The organism is Stappia albiluteola (assembly GCF_014050225.1).
GTDB lineage: Bacteria > Pseudomonadota > Alphaproteobacteria > Rhizobiales > Stappiaceae > Hongsoonwoonella > Hongsoonwoonella albiluteola.
In genome coordinates this window covers 97,109-123,382 of record NZ_JACFXV010000061.1, presented here as the reverse complement: position 1 = coordinate 123,382, position 26,274 = coordinate 97,109, and the positions used below count along the sequence as shown (strand labels likewise).

The window sequence follows — 26,274 nt, the reverse complement described above, 5'->3', positions numbered from 1 at the left end:
CGCCGTCCCGGTCTCAGGCCTTGCGCTTGACCTCGATCTTCGCCGTCTTTCGGACTTCCTCGGGCGGCTTCGGCAGGGAAATTGTCAGCACGCCATTGTCCATATGCGCCTCGACCTTCGCCGGATCCGGCTCGAACGGCAGCGTGAGCGTCCGGCGGAACGCACCGTAGGAGCGCTCGCTCACATGGCGGTTTTCTTCGCTCACCTCCTTGGAGGCCCGCTTCTCGCCCTTGACGGTCAGCATCCGCCCGACCACCGAGACGTCGATATCCTTCTCGGAAACGCCGGGAACCTCGACGCTGATCTCGAGCCCGCGGTCGGTCTCGTTCACGTCGAGCGCCGGGAAAGTCCCTTCCCCCGAGCCGCCGAAGGCGGGAAAGCGCTTGGAGAAATCGGCAAAGACCCGGTTGAGGTCCTGGCCGAGATTGGCGAAGGGATCGGATTTCTCATCCCACAGGGATGGCAGCAGCGACTTCATCGGACATGCTCCTCCAAGGCATATACCGCCAAATCTGAATCGGATTTGGCGATAAGGATATGCTCAAAGCATTGATCCTGGAGCGCTTTCTCATCACGAAAGCGCTCTTGCGACGAACGTCCGGAGACGCGGCAGGAGCGACCGGCGGAGTATTTCCCCGCGTCGTGACCACGCCTCCCGTCCGGTGTGGAATGATAGTCCGCTGCCCGGCGCGGGCCTTGATCAAGGTCAACTTTCCGCGCCGGCCTGCCGGCGCTGTCACGCGTCCTGGACGGTCACCACCTGGAACGTGTGCATGTCGCCGTCCTCGTCGCGGATAGACACATATTCGCCCGGACGGAAAGGATGGGCGCCGAAGCGATAGCCGGCTTCGTCGTCCTCGTCGCCGTCGATGTCGTAGTGGAAGGCCCAACCGCCGCCCGGCCGGTGCACCAGATGGCCGATATCCTCCTCCTCGTCCCCCCAGAACCGGCGCACCCGGCAATGATCGCGTACCTTTCTCCAGACGGCGGCGTCGATATGGCCGCTCGCGTCCAGCGGAGCGGAAAACTCGTAGCCATGATGCGCGGAGCCGTTCGGAAATTCCTTTGTCCGGGCAAGATTCAGTCTGATTTTTTTCAGGCCCAGATGCGCGTTCATTGAGGGCTTCCTCCTAAAGTTGCCGTCCATCCACCTTGAATGCGCCGCGCTCCATCATACAACAATGATCGATATCAAACACATGCTCTATACGTCGGGGCGCGAACGCCTTTTCCCGCGGGACGCGGCGAAGCTGCGGCAATCCGCACTGCCAACCGCCGGCCCGAAAGCGTAAGATGCAGCGGCTCAGCCAGGGTGAGACAGCATGCCCCATTCCGGAGAAAGCCCCTCGCAGGCCGAAGTGATCGAGTTTCTCGCCAATCCGGCAAGCCATGGCGGCAAGACGGTGAGCCGCTTCGACACCCACGCCGCGATCGTTTTTCTCGCCGGCGATCGTGCCTACAAGCTGAAGCGCGCCGTCAGGTTTCCCTTCCTCGACTATTCGACGCCGACGCTTCGCCGCGCCATGTGCCGGCGCGAGGTCGAGCGCAACACGCTCTTCGCGCCCGACCTCTATCTCAGCGCCCGGCCGGTGACGCGCGGCAGGGCCGGGCGACTGGAGATTGACGGCAAGGGAGAACCGGTCGACTGGCTCGTGGTGATGCGCCGCTTCGCGGACGAAGCGCGGCTCGACCTCGTCGCCGAACGCAACGGTATCGATAGCGAGCTTGCCGTGCAGCTGGCCTCGATGATGGCGGAGGCCCACGGCAAGGCCGAAATCCGTGACGCCGCGGCCTGGATCGAGGATCTCGGCCGCTATATCGAACAGAACGATCAGGCCTTTCGCGCCGACAGCGAGCATTTTCCCTTCCGCCGCGCCCGCGAACTGACACAGGAAGCGCGCGCCACGCTCCACCGCCTCGCCGACCTGCTTCAGGCGCGTGGTCGGCAGGGCCGCATCCGCCTGGCACATGGCGACGCCCATCTCGGCAACATCGTATTGATCGACAATCGCCCGATGCTTTTCGACGCCATCGAGTTCGACGAGACGATCGCCACCGGCGACGTTCTCTACGATCTCGCCTTTCTGCTGATGGATCTTTGGGAGCGCGGCGAGTACACAGCCGCAAATCGCGTCTTCAACCGGTATTTCGAGCTGGCCGCCGACGGCAGCGACCATGACGCCCTGGCGGCCCTGCCCTTCTTCCTGATGATGCGCGCGGCGATCCGCGCCAAGGTCACCGCCGCCGCCCTTCCGCACCAGTCGGCGGCGGACCGTCCGAAGACGGCGACGGCGGTCGCCCGCTATTTCGACTGGGCGGAACGCTTTCTCGAGCCGGAAACCCCGAGGCTCGTGGCGATCGGCGGCCTGTCGGGCACCGGCAAGACCACGCAGGCCCGGCTTCTGGCCGCAGGCCTCGGCCATGCCCCCGGCGCGCTGATCCTGCGCACGGACACCCTGCGCAAGAAGCTTCTCGGCATCCCCGAAACCGCTCCCGCGCCCAAGGAAGCCTATACGCCGGAGGCGAGCGCCCGCGTCTATGACGCACTCTACCAGGCGGCCGACCGTGTTCTGGCTGCCGGCCACAGTGTCATTGTCGATGCCGTCTTTGCCCGCTTCTCCGAGCGCGAGGCGATCGAGGCCGTGGCAAGCCGCGTCGAGGTCCGGTTCGAGGGTATCTGGCTGGAAGCTTCGCACGAGGCCAAGGTCGACCGGGTATCCACCCGCCACGCCGACGCCTCGGACGCCGATCGAACCGTCGTAACCTTCCAGGAAAGCCTCGATATCGGACCCGTCAACTGGCGGGTGTTCGACGCTTCGACCTCGATCGACATGGTGCAGTCCGGCCTGCGCGCGGCTCTCGGCATTTGCCAGTGAGGCGCTCATCACGACCGCGTTTTCCCAACCGGGTTGGAGCCCCTAGCCGCGCATCCCGTTAGCGTCCGTTGCCGCCGTCCAATGGCCGCCTCGTCAAACCAGACAATGACACCGCTGCCGGCTGGGCCTAAACTTGTGCCGAAAATCGGGATTCTCTCCATGCGCCACCGGCTCACCCGCATATTCGGCCTCGGGCTGCTGCCACTCATTCTCGCATTTGCTGTCCTGGCCGATGTCGCGCCCCTTGGCGCGCAAGGCGCCATGCCCTCGATTGCTCTGCAATCTGGCCTGCCCGCCGGCGAGGTCGCGCTGAAAGGCCTGACGCTCCGCCTCGAAATGGCGAAGGAACCGGAATATGGCGAGGACGCGCCACACCTGACCCTTCTTCAAGACGGCAGGCCCGTGGTCTCGCTGTTCGGCACACCGGATGGCTTCGGCGTCCCGCAAGGCAGCGCCCGCTTCATTGAGATGGACGCCAGCAACGATACGCCCGAAATCTTCTTCACCAGCTATTCCGGCGGCGCCCATTGCTGCACCCAGGCATATGCGGTGACGAAGCTGGCCGACGGCCGCTGGCAGGCTGTCGACCTCGGCGCCTTCGACGGCGACGGGCTGCATCCGGAGGATATCGACGGCGACGGCCTCGCGGAAGTTGCCGCGCCGGACCAGCGCTTTCTCTATGCCTTCGACTGTTATGCCTGCAGCGCCGCGCCGCAGCAGATCTTCGCCCTGCATCAGGGCACGATCCGCGACGTCTCCCGCGAAGCCCGTTTCGCGAAGGCACAGGCGGCATGGCTGGCGCAGCTCAGGGAGTGGCGCGAACAGGCGGCGGATGACGCATTCTCGCCCGGCTTCTTCGCCGGCTATGTCGCCCAGTCGGCGCTTGTCGGCAAGGGTGCCCAGGCCTGGTCGGAAATGCTCGCGGCCTACGATCCCAAGCTTGATGCCGGCTTCGAGATGTGCCCTGGCCAGCCCTTTCCCGGCGACTGCCCGACGAACCGTATGGTCACGGTCGGCTATCCGGAAGCGCTGATGTCCTTCCTGCTCGACGCGGGCTATGGCTTCTGATCATTCGCCGACCGCCGGCGTGCCGCCCTGCAGCACTTCGGCGAAGACGTCCATGTCGACATTCTGGCCGGTCAGGATGACGCCCGGCGTCGATCCGCGCTTTCGGTCGGCGATCAGCGCGGCGAGAGCGGCAGCACCCGCCCCTTCGGCGACCGTGTGGGTGGCGCGGAAATAAAGCCGCATCGCCTCTGCGATCTCCTTCTCACTGACGCGCACGATGTCCTCCACCCCGGCGCGGATCACAGCGAGCGCCTCCTCGGACGGGCAGCGTACCGCCATGCCGTCGGCGAAGGTGTTGGCGCTGTCCGTCTCCCGGTAGCTGCCGGCCTCGAAGGCGCGGGCATAGGCATCCGCCTTTTCCGAGACGACACCGATCACCCTGGTGGGAAGGCCCAGCGCGTCGCGGGCCGAGATGACGCCGCACAGCCCCGACCCCAGCCCGATCGGCACGTAGATCACGTCGAGATCGGGCACCGCACGCAGGAACTCCAGCGCATAGGTTGCCACGCCGCGCACGAGGTCGGCATGGAAGCTCGGCACGAAGAGCAGGCCCTCGGCATCCGCCAGCTCCGCCGCATGGGCCTTGGCCTCGTCGAAGTCCCGCCCGTGCTCGACGAGCCTCGCCCCGAACGCCTTCATCGCCGCGTTCTTCTCGCGCGAATTGCCGTGCGGCACCACGATGGTGCAACCAAGGCCGAAGCGGCGCGCGGCATAGGCAAGGCTCTGGCCGTGATTGCCGCGCGTTGCCGAAATGATGCCGGTGCCGCTCGGGCTGTGCTGGGCGACATTCTGCAGGTAGACGAGCCCGCCGCGCACCTTGAACGCGCCGGTCGGCGTATGGTTCTCGTGCTTCACCCAGACCGGCCGGCCGACGGCCTCGCCAAGCAGCGGCCAGGCATATTGCGGCGTCGGTTTCATGGTCCCGTAGACGATCCTTGCGGCGTCTTCCATGGCGGCGAGTGTCAGCATCTTCGTCCCGGTTTTCGTGGTTATTCGGCAAGCACTCGTTGCGGCGGGAAGGTGATCTCGATCAGCGTACCGTGGTTGGGCTCCGAATCGATGCGGAAGCTCGCGCGGTTCGCCTCGACCAGCGCCTTCGTCAGCGGCAGGCCGAGACCGGTACCGCCGCCGTGGCGCGAGGTGTGAAGCTGGCGGAACGGCTCCATCGCGGCCTGCAGGTCCTTGGCGCTCATGCCGACGCCCGTGTCGCGCACGCGCAGCACCACCTCGCCCGAATCCTCCAGCGCCGAGGAGACGATCACCTGACCGCCCGGCTGGTTGAACTTGATGGCATTGGACAGGAGGTTCAGCACGATCTGGCGCACGGACCGGCCATCGGCGACGATATTTGGCACCGATGCCGGCAGGCTGGCGCGGATGATGACCCGGTCGCGGTTCGCCTGCGGCTGCATCAGCGCCACGCATTCGCGGATAATGTCGTTGGCGGAAACCGCCTCGAAGGTGAGGTCGAGCTTGCCCGCCTCGATCTTGGAGAGATCCAGCAGGTCGTTGATGAGGCTCATCAGGTGCGAGCCCGACTTGTGGATGTCGCGCAGGTATTCCTTGTAGCGATCGTTGCCGATCGGCCCGAAGCGCTCCTCCATCATGACTTCCGAAAAGCCGATGATGGCGTTGAGCGGCGTGCGGATCTCGTGACTGATCTTGGCGAGGAAATCCGATTTCTGCGAGCTGGCCGTCTCCGCCTGCTTCTTGGCGTGGGTCAGTTCCTCTTCCGCCGTCTTCCATTGGGTGATGTCGCGCAGCACCGCGCAGAATTTCGGCGCGTCCGGATCGCTGCCGACCCGGCCTATCGTCATGAACAGCGGAATGAGGCCGCCCGAGCGCACCCGGCCGATCACCTCGCGGCCGTCGTTCAGCACGCTGGCCACGCCGTTGCGGGCGAGGCCTTCCAGATAGTCGGCGGCGCTGCGGTGGCTTTCCGGCGCGAGATAATGGGCGAGCGGCGCGCCGACCATTTCCTCGCGGGCGGAGGAAAAAAGCGCTTCCGCCGAACGATTGACCTTCAGGATCGTGCCCTTGTCGTCCAGCACCAGAACTCCGTCGGTCGCCGTCTCCAGCACCGCGTCGAGTTCGGCGATCTGCTCTTCCGCCTCGCCGAGCGCGGTCTGCGCCACATGCAGACTGTCGACCGCCGCCTCATGGATCGGGTCGTGCCGGTCGAGGAAGGAGATCATCAGCGCCCGCCCGCCGTTCCAGGGAACGGCATGGAGACGCGCCTTCACCGGCCTCAGGCCTCCGCCGGCGAGGCGCACGCGCATGGTCCGCTCCACCTCCACCGGATCGCCATTGGCGCTCGGCCATTCCTCGGGTTCGCCGAACACCGCATCCAGGCCGCCGGCGGCGCGCAACTCGGCGATATCCTCATAGCCGAGCAGGTCGATCAGCGTATCGTTGGCATAAAGCAGGTCCGGATCTCGGATGATGGCAACCCCGATCGGCAGCCGGTCGAGAATGGCCGGCTCGATCGCGGTCGGAGGCCCGGACTTGCGGGCCGCTGCGTCGGGCTGCCTCGCCCGGCGCGCTGCCTCGTCATAGGCCTCCAGTTCCGCACCGCCTTCCAGCACGGCCGGCTCCGCCACGGGTTCCGGCGCGGCGCCGCGGGCCCGCTTGCCGGCAAAAAGCTGCGTCACCTTGCTGTCGGCAGCTTCGATATCCTTCGGACTTTCGGCCTCGTCCGCCTCGCCTTCGGGTTCAGGCACGACCTTCTCTGTGTCCGGCGCAGCCGCGGCGTCCTCCACCGAATTGCCGCCCAGCGCCTCGGCGATCTTGCGGAAGGCCTCCCGCTCCGGCCGTGACAGGCGGGAGGCCTCGGCGTCCTCCGCAATCGATGCAGCCTGATCGGCAGCTTCCTCGAAAGGCTCGCCGACTTCCACGCCCTCGTCAGGCGCCCCGGCCTCGGCGGCCTGCTCTTCGACTGTCGGCTCCTCGGCCGTCTCGGCAAATGCCTTGCCGATCCCGGTCGCCTCCTCGACCTCTGTCACAGCTTCCGCCGCCGGCTCGTCGGTGCCCGAGCGGGCCTCGGCGATTTCCCCGGCCTCCACCGGCTCCGTCGCCTCGTCCGGTTCGGCAGCGGGTGCGTTGAAGTGCTCGACGGCCACCACCTCACCTTCCGGATCGGGGAAGGCATCGGCTGCGCGGCAGACGCCGAAGCCCCGGAACCCCTCGAAGACCCGGCGGCGGTCGAAGGCCGGCAGGGCCGCCATGTCGACCGGCACGCGCAGCGCCTTGCCCGTAACCGGCCAGTTCACCGTCCGTCCGCTCCAGGTGTCGCGGCGGCCGAGAGCCGAGGCGATCCTGCCGTCCTCGTCCAGGCCGAAACGCCGGGCGACGTCGCTCCATGTCTCGCCGACGATATCTGCGGCGGCAGGCCCCATCACCTGTTCGAACTCCGGCGACAGGAAGGTAAAGCGGCGGTCGATATCCATCTTCCAGGCAAAACGCACCGGCCGCCCGGCCGCCTCGAACTCGAAATCGGAATGCGGCGGCGCGATGATCTCTCCGTCATCCCCTGCCGTTCCGGACGCCCGTTCGGGCTCCGCCGGCGCCTCGCCACCAACTTCCTCCGTCAGGCGCGCGAATTCCGCCTCATCCTCGACGTGCTTTTCTTCGGCCGCATCCTCCGCGTCCGGTTCGCCCGCAAGGGTTTGCGGCTCGTCCACCGGCTGTTGCGGCGCGGGCTTGAAAGCCGGTTCGCTCGGATGGGTTTCGTCTTTAGCCGCGTTGCCGGAAACGACGAGCAGGCTCTCGCCCTCGTCGAGCGCGACAAGCGCCGCTTCATGACGTCCATCGGCGACGGGCAGCGTCCCGAATACGGGCGACCGCTTGCCGGATGCCGAAAGGCTGGCGATCTCTTCGCGATCCGGAAGATCCAGAGGGCCATGGCTGCCAAGCGCGGTTCCGCCAGGACCGATGCGCCAGGCGGTATTTGTCCGCCCGGCGACGAAACGGCAGAGAGCATCGAGCGGGGCCGGCTCCTGCCCGGTGCGCGGCATGTCGGTCGCCACGATCAGCGCGCCCTTCATCCCGTCCGGAAGGATCAGCCTCCGGCACAGGCAGGTCAGGATCAGCACCCTGAGCCCCCGATAGAAGCGCAGCCTGTCGATGGTATCGCGGTCGGCGGACCCGGACTGGGCGATGCGTGCGATATGCGGACGCGCCGGCGCGCGGGCAAGCCCGCTGATCGCGGCAAGGTCTTCCAGCGCTTCCACGCCGAAAAACGCGGCACCTGCCGCATTGGCCCACAGGATCGACTGGCCGTCGCCCGCCCAGATCCAGGCGGGCCGCGGATCGCCGAGCAGGGAATTCGCCGCGGCAAGTCCGCTTAAGGCAAGATAGCCGCGCGTCAGACTGTCCATGGGCACTCCAACTCCGTCTCCGCTTTCAGTCCGCGCCTCTTGTTCCGGCAAATCCGGCCCTTTCGGCAAGTACCGGAGTGTTACGCAAGCCAGCCGCAGGGCCATTGTCGGTAAACAATCAGTAAATATCCTGTCCGAACGGAATCGTCCATGTCGCCCTCCCTGCTGTGCCGGTCTTGTCTTGCAATGTGGTTAATGGCCTTCTTTCCGCTATCCGGTTGAAATATGTGGCCTCGTCGCGCATGCTCTTTCCTTGGGAAAATAGGCTGGCCGCAGGCGCCCGGCGGTGATGCTGCGTTGCGCGCGGCAGCCGACGACAGACAGGGAGATTCATCATCATGGCGGACAAGAAGACCGGCTTCGAGATTCCGGAGCAGATGCGTGACTTCGCCGACAAAAGCATGGATCAGGCGAAGAAGGCTTTCGACGACTTCATGTCGGCGACGCAGAAGGCCATGTCCAATGTCGAAGGCTCTGCCAACGCGATGCAGACCGGCACCTCCGACATCAACCGCAAGGCTCTGCAATATGCCGAGGAGCATATGAACTCCGCCTTCGAATTCGCGCAGAAACTCGTTCGCGCCGATGATGTGCAGCAGATCATGAACCTGCAGCAGGAATATCTGCGCAAGCAGATGGAAGCCCTCGGAGAACAGGCGCGCGAGATTTCCGACAAGGCGAGCAGGACCGCCCAGGACGCCGCCAAGGCGGTGAAGGACTGACGCGGCACGACCTCCAGGTTCCAAAGGAGCGCCGGCCTTCGTCATAGAAAGAGAGGCGGCCGGCGCCCGGAACCGCGCGGCCCACGCATGCCGCCGCCGTCCTTCGTCGCTCCTGGCCGCCGGACATTTTGTGACGCTACGTCATATTTACGCAGATGCGCCCGTGATCGAGATGCGTTAGACTGCGCTCGATAATCCAGCTCCGCATTCTATCGGCCAGTTCACGGGCTGCATGCTTCTGGCATCGTTTATTATCCGCCCCTTTCAATGACCTTACGTAAATTCAACACCAGCGCTATGCTGCAGTGCAAAAAGATGTTGCAATGCACAATGCCTTCGCCTATATTCTGCTCACGGATCACGGCGGCGGCTGAGCGCAACAGGCTCCCTTAAAGCCATGCGGCCTACCTCCGCTTCGAAACCGAAAATATTCGACCGTCGATCGCCACCGGCTCGGATGCCGGCTGATCAAGGAGACTGAAACATGACCGAGACGACCGTTGCCAAGGCGCCGCGCGCCAAGTCGACCAAATCCGCTGCCGCCAAGGCCGCTTTCCCGAATTTCGAGGCTTTTTCCATGCCGAATCTTGAAGTGCCCGCCGCCGCCCGTGAAATGGCGGAAAAGAGCATCGAGCAGGCTCGTGACGCCTACGCAAAGGTGAAGACGGTTGCGGAAGACGCCACCGACCTCCTGGAGGACACTTTCGAAAGCACCCGTCAGGGCGCACTCGACTTCCAGTTCAAGGCTCTCGACGCCGCCAAGGCGAACACCGATGCTACCTTCAAGTTCATGAAGGACGTGCTCGGCGCCAAGACGGTGGCCGAAGTGATCGAACTGCAGTCCTCCTTCGCCCGCAGCCAGTTCGACGCGGTTTCCGGCCAGGTCAAGGACCTGCAGGATTTTTCCGTGAAGGTCGCGACCGAAGTCGGCGAGCCGGTCAAGGCCGCGTTCGAAAAGTCCTTCTCCGCTTTCAAAGCCGCCTGAACCGGCCGCCCGAAGGCATGAATATCTAAGAGAACCCGGGCCGTCGTCGGTCCGGGTTTTCGTTTATGAGGGCCCAATTTCGTGCGTCGCGCCCTCGCTGTGGATGAGCGCGGAAGCGCACTGTTCAGCCCTCTTGCAATCGGCGGAATTTCCGCTTAGGTTCCGCGCCATTCGCGTAGGTGCAACATGCCTTGCAGGCTTGCGGCACACAGCGCAGCGGCCCCTCCCCGCCTTGCGGAAACGGCCTTCAGGGCTCTCCCTGATGGTCAGATGCTGAGGGTCGCAGGTTTGGGCAGACGTAGCTCAGTTGGTTAGAGCGTCGGATTGTGGCTCCGAAGGTCGGTGGTTCGAATCCACCCGTCTGTACCATTTAGCCATTTTTTCAATCGCACAGATCACAATCATTCATGGTATTTCGCCCGCACTTTTCGCGGAAATTGATTGAATATCGCACCCGTTTTCCTCTCCCACAGCCCTGACGCAGCGTCATTTTTCCGAATTTACCAAGATGCCAAGCTGTGGTTGCATGTCTGTCGGCGAACCGCGATCTATAAGGCGGAACCGGGGAGGCGAAAAATAACAATGCAAGCCGGTATCCAGCCAAAGATCTACAAGGTGTGAGTGATTGCCTGCTGTTTGAAGCTTTGCTTTCAAACGGCAGCAGCTCGGCACCGGAAAACGAGCGGCGCCCCTCCTCCGCGAGACTGGGTTGCCGTGTGGGCCTTTTCATGTCTGAAGGCCCTAAGGCGATGGGGGTTTGCTGTTTGCCGCCGGCTACGAATTACCAGGGTGAGAGCCCCGGCGCGCGTCATCGCGCCCTGCGGCTGCTTGGCGCCTATTACGACCTCACCCTTCAATTAAAGGAGCGCTTCGGCGCGGAGGACCCGATTGACCTTGTGATGGTCGTGCTGATCGCGATCGGCGATCTCGGGGACGTACCTATGGACGCGGAACTGCTGACTGAGAAGCTCGGCGCCTCGCGATCCACTGTCGAACGGAGGCTGCGCGGTTTTCTGGACCGCGGTCTGGTCGTGAAGGAGCGGCAGGGCAAGGCCGCACTGTTCCGGCTAGGTCCAGGCGTCATCGACAATCCACAGGGAAGATGGCCCGGTGGGGCGGACATCACCGCCGAAATGGTCGGAACCTTGATGAATCTGGTGAGGGATCTCGTGAACGAGGAATAGCGGAACTCTCCGCCGCAACCGGAGAAAGACTTCACGCTCAGCCCGTTAGGCGAATCGAATCTGCACAACCTAAGGGGCAACACGTTCGGGTGAACACCTATCACTTCGAGTCAAGCGCCTTTTGTTCGTCAAAATGACAAACGTGCCGGCGCAAGGATTGGAATGATGAGTAACGATAACGAACTGTTATCTACAGATGCACGTAGAATTTTACACATCTATGAGATGTATTTCAGCTTGACTTTCAGATTTATGGAAGAATATAAAGTTAAGGAATTTAGTCAACTTATGATTTTGACAACAATAGCGATTGCAAACGCAAATAATATTGAAGCCGACATCGATTTAATATCTGAAGAGACGGAAATTCCGTACTCGACTGTACGGCGTCGCGTTGAAAAAATGTGCCTCGAAGGAGTCCTGCAGGCGATCAAAGCTCAAAACAAGATTATCTACCGGCTTTCCAACGACGCCAGAAGTGCACACCCGGATCAAACGATCGAAAAAATTAATAATAATTTTAGAAAAGAAGTAATGGATATCGTCATTGACTCTCTTGATAAAATAATTTTAGAGCGAAAATAGAATTGTTCAGATTGAAAATTTCATCTCGTTGACCAATTAAGAACTCGTTCACTATGATCTACATATGGCTTGGAACGGCGCTTCAGTGTTTCGTCAGTCGTTCCTGATATCCGCACCGCGAATGGCGGCCGGATGAAAGCGTAACCATGCAGGAAACCGGGTGTTTTTCGAAAGACCCGGCCGGGTTGCCGCACAGGTGACCGGCCGGAAACGGCGAAGTAGTGCCCGGAGCCCTGAGATCTCCGTGATCTTGAAGCGATTGGACGAAAACGATGGCATGGACGAGCGAACGGGAAGACCTTCTCAAGAAACTCTGGCTGCAGGGGCTCAGCGCCAGCCAGATCGCCTACATGATGGACGGGTTTACGCGAAACGCCATCATCGGCAAGGCACATCGTCTCAACCTGCCCAAGCGCACGCCTTCGACGAGCACACGGCCCAAGGCTCGCCGCGTCAGGGCGCAGCCCTCGCTGGCCCGCATCGGCGGTTCGAGCCACACAAGTGCGCGCGTTTCGTCTTCAGCGACCGATATTCGCCTGCGTACCAGCCTAGACCTCGAAATTGAACGCTCGATCTTCGAAACGGAACACGCAAACGTCCAGGCCGAGGATCGCGTGACGCTGATGACGCTCGGCAGCCGCACCTGCAAGTGGCCGATTGGCGATCCCGGTTCCGAGGATTTCCATTTCTGCAGCCGCGATGCGGAAGGAAACGGCTCCTATTGCGCCTTCCACCATCGCCTTGCCTATCGCAACGTTCGCGGCCGCCAGATGCAGTCTTCCGCCAAGACAGAGCAACAATTGCTCAAGCTGGCGGCAAGCTGAGCGCTCCGGTCGTCCGATGTTTTCATAACCCGGCCCTCTCCGCAGCCAGTTTCGGGCCGGCTCATCCAGAGCGATCGCCCGTTCCCTCCCCGGGCGGTTGCTCTGGATACTGAAACGGCGGCCTCGCCGGCACCCACCCCCTCCTGTCAGCGAACAGCCGCCGGAGACCGCCCCAACGGGCGGTCTCTTTTTTTGGCACCAGGCGCTGCGCACTGCTTTCTTCCGCAACGACAGAATCTGCTTTTCGCCGCCGCACCTTCGTATAATGTCTTCGCCTGTGACTTTTCTTGAAAAGTCAGAGGAGGGGAAGCATATGCGAAGTGATTATCTTGGATTTTCCTGTCTTCTTTCCGCCGTCATACTTCAGGCGACTGCTGTGCTCGCCGCCGACGATGACGTGCTGAAGCGCGGCGCCTACCTGATGAACGGTCCGGTTGCCTGTGGCAACTGTCACACGCCGGTCGGCCCGAACGGCCCCGATCTCTCCAAGGAACTCGCCGGTGGCACGCCCTTCGACTTTCCAGAATTCATGGCATTCTCTGCCAATATCACGCCCGATCCCGAGACCGGCATCGGTTCCTGGAGCGACGATCAAATCGCAAGGGCAATCCGCGAAGGCATTCGCCCGGACGGCACCGTCATCGGACCGCCCATGCCGATCGAGTTCTATCGTCATCTTTCCGATGACGACCTGAAGGCGATCGTCGCCTACCTGCGGCATCTGGCGGTCGTAAAGAACGAGGTTCCGCGCTCGACCTTCAATATCCCGCTGCCCCCCAATTACGGCCCGCCTATCGTCAGCCAGGGATCGCCCTCGCCCGACGACAAGATCGCCTATGGCGGCTACCTCGTGGCCATCTCTCATTGTCTGGAATGCCATACCCCGCGCGGGTCCGATGGCCATCTCGACATGAAGCGGGCGGGCGCGGGCGGCAATTCGTTTCCGGGGCCCTGGGGCGTGTCGGTTTCCCGCAACATCACCCCGGACCTTGAGGACGGCATCGGTTCCTGGAGCGACGACGAGATCAAGGCCGCCATCACCACCGGCGTGCGCAAGGACGGCACTCATCTCATGCCGCCGATGGCCTTCGGCTACTACGCCAACATTACCGGCGGCGATCTCGACGCCATCGTCGCCTATCTGAGGACGCTGCCGCCGCAAAAGACGACGAACTAGCCGCGTCTTGAGACAGAAGCCGACAGATAATGCCCCCGGATCGGCGCCTCCGGGGGCAATGCGCAGGTGGAAGGTTGCGGGCAATTCCCTGTCTTTGGCTTGACGCTTGTATCCCTATCCGGCCTTGCGGACCTCTGCCAGAAAGTGGGCAAGGTGCGTCACGCATGGCTTGCATTTGCCGCTCCTGCCCCGCCGAAGTCCGTGGCGGCCAGCATGCCCTTTTCGGCGATGAGCCTGAAATGCCGGTGATGCGTGCCTCGAAGTCGCCTTCCGTTTCCGTATAATCCGAAATAGCGAGAAATGTCTTTTTCGTAGTTAATCCTCCAATTCAAATCGGATTTACTCACTATAATGTTGTTATCATCGAAACGTCTCTCAACTACCGTTGTCACCACCCCTGATAACACCGCAGCTATTCGAGCAAGACTTACAGAAAGGACATCAAGTATTATTTTAACTTATTAAGGCACTGAGCCTACATAGTGGATATACCTGTGGCAACGCCATCCCAAATCGACCTGCCACCGAAAAGCCGTCTTGCCCGGATTTTCAGCACTGCAGGCGCCAGCTCTGCAGGTAACAAATCGTGTTCAGTCGCGCCCGACACGACGCAGGCCGAGCCATCACCATTGGAAAATCGGAGTTTTTTCCTCATGTTACATTGGAATCATTCTAACATATTGACTTATCTATACTTTTCATTGACAGCCGACAAAGCGCCGATATGATCCCCAGCGTTCGCTCAGAATAAGGCGCGTACGCGCGCACCAACGACGGGGCCTTGAACCTCGCTTGTGTGGAGAATGAAAATGACGATTGCAGGTGTAACAGCGCGGGCGGCCGTCCTGGCCGCCGGTCTTGTCGGCGTTTCATTGCCAGCCATTGCGGCTGAGGTGAATATCTACTCCTATCGGCAGCCTGAGCTTATCCAGCCGCTGCTTGACGCCTTTACCGCCAAGACCGGCATCCAGACCAATGTGATCTTCGCGGACAAGGGCCTTGCCGAACGTATACAGGCCGAAGGTGAGAATTCGCCCGCCGATGTCATGTTGACGGTCGATATTGGTCGCCTTGACGGTGCCAAGCAGCTCGGCATCACGCAGCCCGTCGCTTCCGACACGATCAATTCCAGCATTCCTGCCGAGTTCCGCGATCCCGAGGGGCACTGGTTCGGTCTGACCAGCCGTGCCAGGGTTATCTACGCTTCGCGCGAGCGCGTCGAGCAGGACACCATTACCTATGAGGAACTGGCCGATCCGAAGTGGAAGGGCCGCATCTGCACCCGCTCCGGCCAGCACGATTACAATATCGGCCTGTTCGCCTCGATGATCGCCAATGACGGAGCCGAAAAGACCGAAGAATGGCTCGCGAAGCTGCGCGACAACCTTGCCCGCAAGCCTGCCGGCAACGACCGCGCCCAAGTGAAGTCGATCTACGCCGGCGAGTGCGACATCGCGCTCGGCAACACCTATTACATGGGACTGATGCAGACCAACGATAAGGAGCCCGAGCAGAAGGAATGGGCGTCCGCCGTCCGCATCATATTCCCCAACACCAATGACCGCGGCACGCATGTGAACATCTCCGGCATGTTGATGGCGAAGCATGCGCCCAATGCCGAACAGGCGAAGGCGCTGATGGAATTCCTCGCCTCCGACGAGGCTCAGCACATCTATGCCGAGACCAACCACGAATACCCGGTCGAGCCGGGCGTGGCGCCATCGGAGATCGTCAAGGCCTGGGGCAGCTTCAAGCCGGACACGCTGTCGCTTTCGGATGTGGCAAAGAACCGCAAGAAGGCGAGTGAACTGGTCGACGCGGTCGGCTTCGACAACGGGCCGGCAAGCTGATCGCTTGACCTTGACCGGTTTACGGATCATTCGGCACCGGCGGCCTGTCCGTCCGGTGCCGAAAGCCATTTATAAGGATGCGGCTGACGGCCGGGCGAAAACCGAGCAGCAATGACCGATACGACACGTCCCGCGCGTTCCAGTTCCTCCTATCGGCGTTTCCTCGCCCGCCTGATATCGCTGCCTGCAATGACGCGTGAAGATGCCATTTGGCTGATCGCCGGAGCGATCGTCACTCTCTTCGTGCTGCTACCGCTGGCGACACTGGCCTTCATCGCCGCCGAACCCGCCACCGCCGTCTGGCAACACCTCCTTTCGACAGTTCTGCCGGAAGCGCTCGCCACAACCGCCTTGCTGATGGCGGGCGTTGGCGCCATCACTCTTTTCGTGGGCGTGGGCACCGCGTGGCTCGTCACCATGTGCCGTTTCCCAGGACGGCGCATCTTCGACTGGGCCCTGCTGATCCCGCTTGCGGTGCCAACCTACATCATCGCCTTTTCCTATGTGGAATTGCTTGACTTCACCGGCCCCGCGCAGACTGCCCTTCGCACCGTCTTCGGGTTCAGGACGCCGCGCGAATACTGGTTTCCTGAAATCCGCTCGCTCGGCGGCGCCATCTTCGTCATGGGTTTCGTGCTTTACCCTTACGTCTACCTGACGACGCGGGCGACCTTCCTGCTGCAATCCGCCTCGGCGCTGGACGTTTCGCGGACGCTTGGCGCAGGGCCTTTGCGCCTCTTCTTCCGCGTCGCCCTGCCGCTCGCCCGCCCGGCAATCGCCGTCGGTCTCTCGCTGGCGATGATGGAATGCCTGAACGATATCGGCGCGGTGACCTTCTTCGGCGTCAAGACGCTCACGTTCTCGGTCTATGATACCTGGGTCAACCGTTCGAGCCTGGCTGGCGCTGCCCAGCTCGCGTGTACCATGCTGGTGATCGTCTTCGCCCTTCTGTGGGCGGAGCGCCACGCCCGCCGGCACCAGCGCTTTCATGTGGCGACGACGCGCCATGCCGGCCTGCCAAGCTATTCTCTCACAGGTGCGCGCGCCGCCGGTGCATGGTTCGCCTGTGCGCTGCCCATCGTTCTCGGCTTTCTGCTGCCGTCATGGCAGCTTCTCCAATATGTAAGCCGACGCCTCGATGACCTCACCGATCCCGCATTGCTTTCGGCAACCTTTAACAGCCTGAGCCTTGCACTCTCCGCCGCAATCCTGACGGCAGCGGTCGGTCTCGTGCTGACCTATGCCAACCGCGTGAGCCGCCAGCCCACGGTCCGCCTTTTCGGCCGGATCGCCTCCATCGGCTATGCCGTCCCGGGAACAGTGCTTGCAGTCGGCATCCTCATCCCGATGGCTGCACTCGACAATGCGATCGACAGCACCATGAAGTCGCTCTTCGGCGTCGCGACGGGCCTTTTGATCGTCGGCTCGGGAGCGGCCCTGGTCTATGCCTATGTCGTGAGGTTCCTGGCCGTCTCCTACGGCCAGATCGAAAGCGGGCTCGCCAAGATCACGCCGAATCTCGACATGGCGGCCAGAACGCTCGGACGCACATCGCTGCGCACGCTCATCGAAGTGCATCTTCCCCTGATCCGGCCGGTGCTCCTTTCCGCCATCCTGCTCGCCTTCGTCGACTGCATGAAGGAACTGCCGGCCACGATCCTACTTCGGCCCTTCAATTTCGAAACGCTGGCAACGAGCGTCTACAATGCCGCATCTCGCGAGGTCTTCGCGGATGGCGCGATCCCGGCCCTGCTGATCGTCCTGGTCGGGCTGGTGCCCGTGATCCTGTTGGCGCGCACCTCCGCCGCGACCTACCGCGACAGGACAAGCCGCCGAGCCAGTCGAAACTGAGGCTGTTCTACCGCTATTTTGCTCCGTGACATGAGCTGACGCCAGAGCATATCCCGCCAAATCTGAATCGGATTTGGCGACAAGGATATGCTCAAGAGATTGATCCTGGAGCGACTTCTTGTCACGAAAGCGATCCCGCTTTCGTGGAAAGCGCTCTAGAATGTCCCCGCGCATCGAGTGCAGGGACGACCGGAGGAGCCCGGCATGGAGAAGAAAGCCCAGATCAATTTCTGGTACGCGCTGGCCGCGATCTTTCTCGTCTTTCTCTTCCAAAGCTGGTGGATCGCTTACAAGACCTACGAAACGATACCCTATTCCGAGTTCGAGCAACTGCTGAAGGACGGGCGTATTTCTGAAATCGCCATCAAGGAAAACACGATCGAAGGGCGTTTCAAGGAACCCCTGGACGGCGGAAAATCCTATTTCGTCACCACGCGCGTCGACCCTGCGCTGGCGGAGGATTTCAGCAAATACGGGGTCAAATACACCGGCGTCATCCAGTCGACATTCCTGCGCGACATTCTGTCCTGGATCCTTCCGGTCGCCTTCTTCTTCGCCCTGTGGATGTTCTTCATACGCAGGATTGCGGAAAAGCAGGGCATGGGCGGTTTCCTGACCGTCGGCAAGTCAAAGGCAAAGGTCTATGTGGAGACCGATATCAAGGTCGGTTTCGACGATGTCGCCGGCGTCGATGAAGCGAAGGTGGAACTGAAGGAAATCGTCGATTTCCTGCGCAATCCGCACGGCTACGGCCGCCTCGGAGCGCATGCACCCAAAGGCATCCTGCTCATTGGCCCGCCGGGCACCGGCAAGACGCTCCTCGCACGCGCTGTAGCCGGCGAGGCCCAGGTACCGTTCTTTTCGATCTCGGGCTCTGAATTCGTCGAGCTCTTCGTCGGTGTTGGCGCCGCGCGCGTGCGCGACCTCTTCGTCCAGGCACGCGAGAAGGCGCCCGCCATCATCTTCATCGACGAACTGGACGCGCTGGGTCGCGCACGCGGCTCCAATCCGATGAGTTCCAACGACGAGAAGGAACAGACCCTCAATCAGTTGCTGGCAGAGCTCGACGGCTTCGACCCGACATCCGGTATCATCCTGCTGGCCGCAACGAACAGGCCGGAAATCCTCGATCCGGCGCTGCTGAGGGCCGGACGCTTCGACAGGCAAGTGCTGGTCGACCGGCCCGACCGCAAGGGCAGGCTGGAGATACTGAAAGTCCATATCCGCAAGATCAAGCTCGACCCCGATATCGATCTGGAGCGCATTGCACAGATCACCGCGGGCTTTACCGGCGCCGACCTTGCAAACCTCGTGAACGAGGCGGCCTTGCTCGCCACACGGCGCAACGCGGATGCGGTCACCCTCGGAGATTTCACCGAAGGCGTGGAACGCGTCGTCGCGGGGCTGGAAAAGCGCTCACGCCTTCTTTCCGACGAGGAACGAAAGGTGGTGGCCTATCACGAGATGGGGCATGCGCTGGTAGCCGCAAGCCTCAAGGGCGTCGACCCGGTGCACAAGGTCTCGATCATTCCCCGCGGCGTTGGCGCACTCGGCTACACCATGCAAAGACCGACGGAAGACCGGTTCCTGCTCTCGACCGAGGATCTTCAAAACCGCATGGCAGTGCTGATGGGCGGGCGTGCCGCGGAAGAAACCGTCTTCGGCCGCATCTCGACCGGCGCCTCGGACGATCTGCAGCGCGCCACCGAAGTCGCCCGCGAAATGGTCATGCGCTACGGCATGGACGGCACGCTCGGAAACCGGGTCTATGCCGCCCAGCGCCAGAACTTCCTGGGACAGGCCCTCAACGACGGGCCCGAGGTCTCGCAGGAGACCTTGCGCGAAATCGACCTTGCTGTGCGCGACAGGGTGGAAAGCGCCTACGCGGCGGCCAGGGACATTCTCAAGGCCCGGCGCGCCGAGCTCGACGAGGGCGCCAGGCTGCTGCTGGAAAAGGAAACGCTGACCGACGAGGATTTCCCTCCCCTCCGGACGGCCGGCCGCGCGCGAAACGAGTCGGATCGAAGCACCGAGCTCGAAGAACACAAGGGCTAGTCTCTCCGCGTCCGCCTGCATGCGCCGACACAAAAAAACCGGCCAGGCGACGTGCCCGGCCGGTTCGATCTTAAGTCAAACGAGCAATGCTCAGGCGTTCTCGGCAACCTTGAGCTTCGCCTTGGTCGCGGCCTTCACCTCGTCCAGCGTGACGCCGTCGGCCAGTTCCACCAGCGCGAGACCGTCTTCGGCAACGTCGAAGACGCCGAGATTGGTGATGATGCGGTCCACGCAGCCCACACCGGTCAGCGGCAGGGAGCATTCCGGCAGCAGCTTGGAGTCACCTGCCTTGGAGGTGTGATCCATAATCACCACCACGCGCTTGACGCCAGCGACGAGATCCATCGCGCCGCCCATGCCCTTGACCATCTTGCCGGGGATCATCCAGTTGGCGAGGTCGCCCTTTTCCGACACTTCCATGGCGCCGAGGATCGACAGGTCGATGTGACCGCCACGGATCATGCCGAAGCTGTCGGACGACGAGAAATAGCTGGTCTGCGGCAGTTCGGTGATCGTCTGCTTGCCGGCGTTGATGAGATCGGCGTCCACCTCGTTCTCGGTCGGGAACGGACCCATGCCGAGCATGCCGTTTTCCGACTGCAGGGTGACGTGCACGCCCTCCGGGATGTAGTTGGAAACGAGCGTCGGAATGCCGATGCCAAGGTTTACGTAGAAGCCGTCCTGAAGCTCCTGCGCGGCGCGCTTTGCCATGTCATCGCGTGTCCAGGCCATGATGCGTATCTCCTCAAGGTTCTCAGGCGGCCGTCCGCACGGTGCGCTTTTCGATGCGCTTCTCATGCGTGCCGACGATGATGCGGTCGACGAAGATGCCGGGGGTGTGGATCTGGTCCGGATCGAGCTCGCCGACCTCCACCAGTTCCTCGACCTCCACGACGCAGGCCTTGCCGGCAGTCGCCATCATCGGATTGAAGTTGCGGGCGGTTTTCCGGTAGACCAGATTGCCTTCCTTGTCGGCCTTCCAGGCCTTGACCAGCGAAAGGTCGGCGACCAGCCCGGTCTCCAGGATGTAGGTCTCGCCGTTGAATTCCTTGTGCTCCTTGCCCTCGGCGATCAGCGTGCCGACACCGGTCTTGGTGTAGAAGCCGGGAATGCCGGCACCGCCGGCGCGGATGCGCTCGGCCAGCGTGCCCTGCGGGTTGAATTCAAGCTCCAGCTCGCCATTCAGATACTGGCGCTCGAAAGTGGCGTTCTCGCCCACATAGGACGACACCATCTTCCTGATCTGGCGCGTCTGCAGCAACAGGCCGAGGCCGAAATCGTCGACGCCGGCATTGTTGGAGATGGCCGTGATGCCCTTCGTGCCGCTGTCGCGCAGGGCGACGATCAGGTTCTCGGGAATGCCGCAAAGGCCGAAGCCGCCGGCCATGATCGTCATTCCGTCGAATAACAGCCCCTCGAGCGCGGCCGCCGCGTTCGGGTACACCTTGTTCATGAGGTTCTCCTTGCCTGCATTCCAGGAGCTTGCCCCAGGCGGCCTCGCCGTTCGGGGCCGAGGGAGCGCTCCAAAAGTGTCAACCGCTTTTGAAAGCCGGCGCTACCTGCCGCTCACCCCACATCACGCCGCCACAGGCCACGCCGACGGGTTGGGGGTCGATCTCCGGTGCAAATCGCCCGCTTTCGATTCTTTCGCCTTGGCTTTGCCTCAGCGCCGCCGCAATCCATGGACTTCATCCATGGCAGGCGCATTGTGATAGCGTCGAACCGGCGACACCACAAGCACCGCCCTTTGGCGAGGCGGACGCGATTTCATGGCGCGACAGGATTGATGCCTGGCGAAAGATCGCCTATCCCCGCCATTGCCTTCGTGCCCTTTGGCGCGGGACGCGGCGGGAGGACTCGTCAGGAGCCACACCGATCCGCCCGCCCCGAATGGAACCGGCAGATCCCCGAAGCGGAATCGACAGAGCTTATGCCTGGAAAACACGCAAGGACCATTCGCCGCGCTGCGCTCGCCGCAGTTGGCCTCGCCGCCATGGCCCTCGCCACGGGTCTGCTTCTGCCGCTGCTTCTATCGAGTGATGCTGCGAAAGATCGCGTCGAGGCAGCGCTCTCCAACTGGCTTGGCGTTTCTGTCACGATCGCCGGCGATCATGAACTCAGGTTCATTCCGGACGCCCGCCTTACGCTCAACGATATTCACCTTGCCAGCCAGGACGGGCTTTGGCGCCTCGATGCACCGCGTCTGACCGCCCATCTGGATCTATTCGGTCTGGTGCTTGGCAAGGTCTCCGCCTCGACGTTCGAATTGCAGGAACCACGGATCGAGACGGCATACTGGCGAAGCAGCCGAACCGACGTCCCGTCGCTGTCTCAACAAGTCCAGCACGAACTGGCTCGCCTTTTCCGATACCGCCTGAAGCTGAACAATGGCCAGCTGCGGGGGAAAGGTAGCGCGCCCGGCGAGGCTGTCACCAATATCGACCTGTCGCTTTCCGCGAACGAGGGCAAAAACGCCATCCTGCGGGCGAAATTCGAATATCACGCACATCCGTTCGAGCTGCGGCTGACGCTGAGCGACATCGCCATGCTCAACAACAAGGCTCCCGGCGAATTGGCTGCGTCGCTCGTATCACCGGTCATTTCCGCGAAACTTGCCGGCAGGACGATTGAAGGCGACGGCCGCGTGATCGGCACGCTCGACCTTTCGACAAGCGACCTGCGCCGCCTCAGCCGCGAGATGGGTGCCGATTTCCCCCACCGCGCATCCTTCGGCGCGGCCCGCCTCTCCGGGCAGGGAACTTTCAACGGGAATGGCGCCGAATTCGACCAGCTTCGTATCGACATCGATGGAAATTCCGGCGAAGGCCGGCTTGCCATCAGGCCTTTCGGCGTGCGGCCGACGATCGAAGGAACCCTTGCCTTCGATCGAGTGGATGCCACCGCCTATCTGGATGATCTGAAGGCGCTGTTCGACCGGCGGAACCAGGCCTCTCCGAACCTCACAGGCCTGCTGGATGCCGCCGATATCGACTTGCGCATGTCCGCCCTCAGCATAGAGCTCGGCCATGTAACCCTTGGACGCACGGGCCTCGCTTTCCTGATGCGTGAAGACGATCTCGTGGTCGATATCAGCGAAGCCGAATTGATCGGCGGCACGGGCCGGGGCCATCTGCGCCTTTCCCCGGATGCCCTGCCTCTCCATTCGCTCGACATCGAGCTGAATGCCGCCAATATCGAAATGGCGAACCTGCCTTTGGCGGATGCGACTGTGACGCCGAACGGTGGCAAGGCAAGCCTCTCCCTGAGGGCGAAATCAACAGGCACGACGCTTGCCGATCTCGCCGGCAACCTTGGCGGCAAGATCGCCGGCAGCATTGACAACCCGAGAGTATCGGGCCTCGATCTCGGCGCCGAAGTGGCACGCATGAATGCGGCCGCTCGCGCCGGTATCGTCAGCAATTCTGGCAGCGCGAGGCAGGGTCTGAAGCTTGAGGCCGATTTTTCGCCGCAGGAAATGCAGATCGAGAAGCTAAGCTGGGCCGCCGCGGGTTACCTGATCGATGCGAGAGGCAAACTGCAATTCGTGGATGGAGGATTGGCCCTCAGGGCAAAGGCCCGTACGCTACCGTCGGCGGACGCTGAAACGGAAGCCGACGCTGGCGCCCCTTACGTTCCATTCCTCATACGCGGCACGTGGCGCCAGCCCAAACTGCTGCCCGACCTGAAAGGCGTGTCGCAAGCGCCGGCCGGCAGCGATTGATCGTTTTCAGGCCTGGGCTTCCGCTCTGCGCATGTCGCGTTGCCGCTGCACTTCCTGCCGCTTGGTGACAATCGAGGTCGCAATCACGCCAACCGTCACGAAAGCGACAAGCAACGTGCAGACTGCGTTGATTTCCGGCGTGACGCCAAGGCGCACCTGGCTGTAGATACGCATCGGCAAGGTCGTCGCCCCCGGGCCTGTCGTGAAGCTGGCGATCACCAGATCGTCAAGCGACAGCGTGAAGGCCAGCATCCAGCCGGCAATGACGCCAGGCAGGATGATTGGCAAGGTGATTGCGAAGAAGGTTTTCACCGGCGGACAGCCGAGATCGAGCGCGGCCTCCTCCACCGACCTGTCGAAGCCGGCAAGGCGCGATTGCACAACGATGGCCACATAGCACATGGCGAAGGTCGTATGGGCGATGATGATCGTCCAGAAACCGCGCGCCTGGTCGATGGCAACAAAAAGCAACAGCAATGAAAGGCCCAGGATCACCTCCGGCATAACCAGCGGAGCATAGATCATGCCGGAAAAGAGCGTGCGCCCGGAAAAGCGCCCGGATCGCGCCAGGACGAGCGCGGCGAGCGTGCCGAGGACCGTCGCGATCGTGGCCGATGCGAAAGCAACGCGGATGGTTACCCACGCTGCGTCCAGCAATTGCTGGTTCCGCAGCATTTCCCCGTACCATTTGGTCGAAAATCCTCCCCAGACCGTCACAAGCTTCGATTCATTGAACGAGTAGATGACGAGCAGGACGATCGGCAGATAGAGGAAGGAAAAGCCGAGGACCAACGAGGTGACGTTGAACCAGCTTGGCCCCTTACGCATGACCACCCTCCCCAGTCCCGGTTGTCCGCCTCATGCGTCCTTCTCCTGTGCCCTTTGCTGCTGGTTCTGGAAGAGCACGATCGGCACGACGAGGATCAGAAGCAGGATCACCGCGACGGCGGAGGACACCGGCCAGTCACGGTTGTTGAAGAATTCCGCCCAGAGCGTCTTGCCAATCATGAGGGTTTCCGAACCACCGAGCAGATCCGGAATGACGAACTCGCCCACTGCCGGAATGAAGACAAGGAAGCAGCCGGCGATGACGCCCGGCAGCGACAGCGGGACCGTGATCGACCAGAAGGCGCGCCAGGGTGGGCAGCCGAGATCCGATGCAGCTTCAAGAAGGCTTTCGTCGAGCTTTTCCAGCGTCGCATAAAGCGGCAGCACCAGGAACGGCAGATAGGAATAGACGATACCGACATAGACCGCCGCATTGGTGTTGAGGATCGTCAGTGGCTGGTCGATGACGCCCAGCCACAGCAGCAGCTGGTTGAGGAGCCCCTCATTTTTCAGGATGCCAATCCAAGCATAGACGCGAATCAGGAAGCTGGTCCAGAAGGGCAGGATGACCAGCATGAGAAGGGTGGGCTGCCAGGCTTTGGGTGCGCGCGCCATGCCGTACGCCAGCGGGAAGCCGACAAGAAGTGTCAGCAGCGTCGAGGTGGCGGCAATCCATACGCTGGAGAGATAGGATTTCCAATAGAGATCGTCTTCGAACAGAAAGAGGTAATTTTCGAAACTGAAGGACGACAGGTTCTCCCTGAGGCCGGCCCAGCCTTCCGACAGATCAAAGGTCGGGAGATAAGGCGGGATCGCCACCGCCACTTCCGACAGCGATATTTTGAAGACGATGAAGAAGGGAACCAGGAAGAAGAACAGCAGCCAGGCATAGGGAACGGCAATGAGCAGCCAGTTCCCCAGCGACCGCCGTTTTTTCGCCGGAGCCTTGCTTTCCTCGGCCGCCCCAAGGGCCAGCGTCTCGGTCATATCCGCCTCGCCTTACCTGGTGAGAATGACACCGGCGTCCCGATCCCAGGACAGCCAGACGCGATCGTCCCAGCTGATCGGCCGTTCCACCGTCCGCGTCACATTGGCAACCGTAGATTTGAGAACGACGTCCTCCGTTGCCTTCGCGTGAAAGATGGAGACGTCGCCGAGATAGCCGATATCCCAGATTTCGCCCTGCACCGCATTGCAGCCATCTGCCGGCGCATCGAAACTGAGCCGCACCTTTTCCGGCCGTATGGCAAACCACACCGTATCGCCCACAGACGCTTCGGTCTGCTGGTCGACCACGATTTCACGATCGAAGCCGGAGGCACGCAAGTGGGTCGCCTCGCCATTGCGGGTTGCGACCTTTGCCTCGATCATGTTGATCGAGCCAATGAAGTCGGCGACGAAACGCGAATTGGGGACTTCATAGATCTCGGCCGGCGTCGCGACCTGAATGATGCGGCCCTTGTCCATGACGGCAATCCGGTCGGCTACCGTCATGGCCTCTTCCTGGTCGTGGGTGACGATCAGAAAGGTCATGCCGAGTTCTGCCTGAAGGTCCGTCAGCTCGAACTGCGTCTCTTCGCGAAGCTTGCGGTCAAGCGCGCCAAGAGGCTCGTCGAGGAGAAGCACCTTCGGCTTTTTTGCCAATGAGCGGGCAAGGGCGACACGCTGGCGTTGGCCGCCGGAAAGCTGATGCGGCTTGCGTTTGGCGAAGGCCTCCAGCTTCACCAGTTTCAGCATCTCCTGGACACGCGCTTCGATCTCGCCCTTCGGCAGCCTGTCCTGTTTAAGGCCGAAAGCGACGTTGCCCTCCACCGTCATATGCGGAAAAAGCGCATAGGACTGGAACATCATGTTCGCCGGCCGACGATAGGGCGGCACGCCGCGCAAGTTCTGTCCGTCCAGGAAAATCTCGCCTTCGTTCGGCTCCTCGAAGCCGGCGAGCATGCGCATCATCGTCGTCTTGCCGCAGCCCGAGCCGCCGAGCAGGGCGAAGAACTCCCTTTCGTAGATTTTCAGCGACAGGTTATCGACGGCAGTGAAATCGCCGAAGCGCTTCGTGACGTTGCGAAACTCGATAAACGGCTTCGCATCGGGATTTTCCCAAGGAGCAAAACTGCGCCTTACCGGGCCGATCGGTTTCTTCGCCAAGGCACCCCTCGCCGCACCTGCATG

Annotated in this window: 21 protein-coding genes and 1 tRNA gene; 13 read left to right on the top strand and 9 right to left on the bottom strand. The window is 62.1% G+C overall.

From position 1 onward, the window contains the following. Nucleotides 1-13: 13 nt before the first annotated feature. Together H2509_RS14570 and H2509_RS14565 are read right to left on the bottom strand one after the other, a co-directional pair. On the bottom strand, nucleotides 14-478 hold the full coding sequence (locus H2509_RS14570) for an Hsp20/alpha crystallin family protein (RefSeq protein WP_182166488.1): 465 nt from the start codon (nucleotides 476-478) through the stop codon (nucleotides 14-16). A gap of 258 nt (nucleotides 479-736) precedes the next feature. After that, a complete protein-coding gene (locus H2509_RS14565) occupies nucleotides 737-1,117 on the bottom strand; it encodes a hypothetical protein (protein WP_182166486.1) in 381 nt (126 codons plus the stop codon). 205 nt (nucleotides 1,118-1,322) lie between these two features. On the opposite strand from H2509_RS14565, the gene H2509_RS14560 reads away from it, so the two are divergent. After that, nucleotides 1,323-2,876 carry a bifunctional aminoglycoside phosphotransferase/ATP-binding protein gene (locus H2509_RS14560; protein ID WP_182166484.1) on the top strand — a complete coding sequence of 518 codons (1,554 nt, stop codon included), beginning with the start codon at nucleotides 1,323-1,325 and terminating at the stop codon, nucleotides 2,874-2,876. Between the two features lie 159 nt (nucleotides 2,877-3,035). Further along, a complete protein-coding gene (locus H2509_RS14555; protein ID WP_182166482.1) occupies nucleotides 3,036-3,944 on the top strand; it encodes a hypothetical protein in 909 nt (302 codons plus the stop codon). Here H2509_RS14555 and H2509_RS14550 read toward each other — a convergent pair whose 3' ends face one another. Together H2509_RS14550 and H2509_RS14545 are read right to left on the bottom strand one after the other, a co-directional pair. After that, on the bottom strand, nucleotides 3,945-4,913 hold the full coding sequence (locus H2509_RS14550; RefSeq protein ID WP_182166480.1) for a threonine dehydratase: 969 nt from the start codon (nucleotides 4,911-4,913) through the stop codon (nucleotides 3,945-3,947). It lies immediately after the preceding gene. Between the two features lie 20 nt (nucleotides 4,914-4,933). Next, complete coding sequence (locus H2509_RS14545) at nucleotides 4,934-8,320, bottom strand: ATP-binding protein (RefSeq protein WP_182166478.1); 3,387 nt, start codon at nucleotides 8,318-8,320, stop codon at nucleotides 4,934-4,936. 338 nt (nucleotides 8,321-8,658) lie between these two features. Between H2509_RS14545 and H2509_RS14540 the strand changes: the two genes are divergently transcribed. The 10 genes from H2509_RS14540 to ftsH all read left to right on the top strand — a co-directional run bounded on the left by H2509_RS14540 (nucleotide 8,659) and on the right by ftsH (nucleotide 19,553). Beyond that, nucleotides 8,659-9,042, top strand: coding sequence for a phasin (locus tag H2509_RS14540; RefSeq protein WP_182166476.1), 384 nt, complete (start codon nucleotides 8,659-8,661; stop codon nucleotides 9,040-9,042). 484 nt (nucleotides 9,043-9,526) lie between these two features. Then, nucleotides 9,527-10,027, top strand: a complete 501-nt coding sequence (locus tag H2509_RS14535; protein ID WP_182166474.1) for a phasin — start codon at nucleotides 9,527-9,529, stop codon at nucleotides 10,025-10,027. Between the two features lie 292 nt (nucleotides 10,028-10,319). Next, nucleotides 10,320-10,396 (top strand) — tRNA-His (locus H2509_RS14530). 359 nt (nucleotides 10,397-10,755) lie between these two features. Then, nucleotides 10,756-11,211, top strand: a complete 456-nt coding sequence (locus H2509_RS14525; protein ID WP_182166472.1) for a hypothetical protein — start codon at nucleotides 10,756-10,758, stop codon at nucleotides 11,209-11,211. Nucleotides 11,212-11,376: 165 nt separating this feature from the next. Next, entirely contained in the window at nucleotides 11,377-11,796 is a 420-nt protein-coding gene (locus tag H2509_RS14520; RefSeq protein ID WP_209001974.1) for a hypothetical protein, read from the top strand. A 272-nt stretch (nucleotides 11,797-12,068) separates the two neighbouring features. After that, nucleotides 12,069-12,620 carry a GcrA family cell cycle regulator gene (locus tag H2509_RS14515; RefSeq protein ID WP_182166468.1) on the top strand — a complete coding sequence of 184 codons (552 nt, stop codon included), beginning with the start codon at nucleotides 12,069-12,071 and terminating at the stop codon, nucleotides 12,618-12,620. Between the two features lie 313 nt (nucleotides 12,621-12,933). Beyond that, nucleotides 12,934-13,797 carry a cytochrome c gene (locus H2509_RS14510; RefSeq protein WP_182166466.1) on the top strand — a complete coding sequence of 288 codons (864 nt, stop codon included), beginning with the start codon at nucleotides 12,934-12,936 and terminating at the stop codon, nucleotides 13,795-13,797. 809 nt (nucleotides 13,798-14,606) lie between these two features. After that, nucleotides 14,607-15,647 (top strand): Fe(3+) ABC transporter substrate-binding protein, encoded by a 1,041-nt coding sequence (locus H2509_RS14505; protein ID WP_209001973.1) that lies wholly within the window; start codon nucleotides 14,607-14,609, stop codon nucleotides 15,645-15,647. Between the two features lie 111 nt (nucleotides 15,648-15,758). Next, a complete protein-coding gene (locus H2509_RS14500; RefSeq protein ID WP_209001972.1) occupies nucleotides 15,759-17,498 on the top strand; it encodes an ABC transporter permease in 1,740 nt (579 codons plus the stop codon). Between the two features lie 204 nt (nucleotides 17,499-17,702). Beyond that, entirely contained in the window at nucleotides 17,703-19,553 is a 1,851-nt protein-coding gene (gene ftsH / locus H2509_RS14495) for an ATP-dependent zinc metalloprotease FtsH (protein WP_182166462.1), read from the top strand. Between the two features lie 90 nt (nucleotides 19,554-19,643). On the opposite strand, the gene H2509_RS14490 is transcribed toward ftsH, so the two are convergent. Both H2509_RS14490 and H2509_RS14485 read right to left on the bottom strand, forming a co-directional pair. Then, nucleotides 19,644-20,285, bottom strand: a complete 642-nt coding sequence (locus H2509_RS14490) for a CoA transferase subunit B (protein WP_182166460.1) — start codon at nucleotides 20,283-20,285, stop codon at nucleotides 19,644-19,646. A 22-nt stretch (nucleotides 20,286-20,307) separates the two neighbouring features. Further along, entirely contained in the window at nucleotides 20,308-21,006 is a 699-nt protein-coding gene (locus tag H2509_RS14485) for a CoA transferase subunit A (protein WP_182166459.1), read from the bottom strand. Between the two features lie 477 nt (nucleotides 21,007-21,483). Here H2509_RS14485 and H2509_RS14480 point away from each other — a divergent pair, with 477 nt between their 5' ends. Then, the gene (locus H2509_RS14480) at nucleotides 21,484-23,274 is read left to right on the top strand and encodes an AsmA family protein (protein ID WP_182166458.1); all 1,791 of its coding nucleotides are present in this window, start codon (nucleotides 21,484-21,486) and stop codon (nucleotides 23,272-23,274) included. A 6-nt stretch (nucleotides 23,275-23,280) separates the two neighbouring features. Here the strand turns inward: H2509_RS14480 and H2509_RS14475 are convergent, their stop codons facing one another. The 3 genes from H2509_RS14475 to H2509_RS14465 are packed head-to-tail and all read right to left on the bottom strand — an operon-like array spanning nucleotide 23,281 to nucleotide 26,250. Then, complete coding sequence (locus tag H2509_RS14475; RefSeq protein ID WP_182166457.1) at nucleotides 23,281-24,102, bottom strand: ABC transporter permease; 822 nt, start codon at nucleotides 24,100-24,102, stop codon at nucleotides 23,281-23,283. Between the two features lie 30 nt (nucleotides 24,103-24,132). Beyond that, nucleotides 24,133-25,089 (bottom strand): ABC transporter permease subunit, encoded by a 957-nt coding sequence (locus H2509_RS14470; protein ID WP_182166456.1) that lies wholly within the window; start codon nucleotides 25,087-25,089, stop codon nucleotides 24,133-24,135. A 12-nt stretch (nucleotides 25,090-25,101) separates the two neighbouring features. After that, entirely contained in the window at nucleotides 25,102-26,250 is a 1,149-nt protein-coding gene (locus tag H2509_RS14465) for an ABC transporter ATP-binding protein (RefSeq protein WP_182166455.1), read from the bottom strand. Nucleotides 26,251-26,274 lie beyond the last annotated feature (24 nt).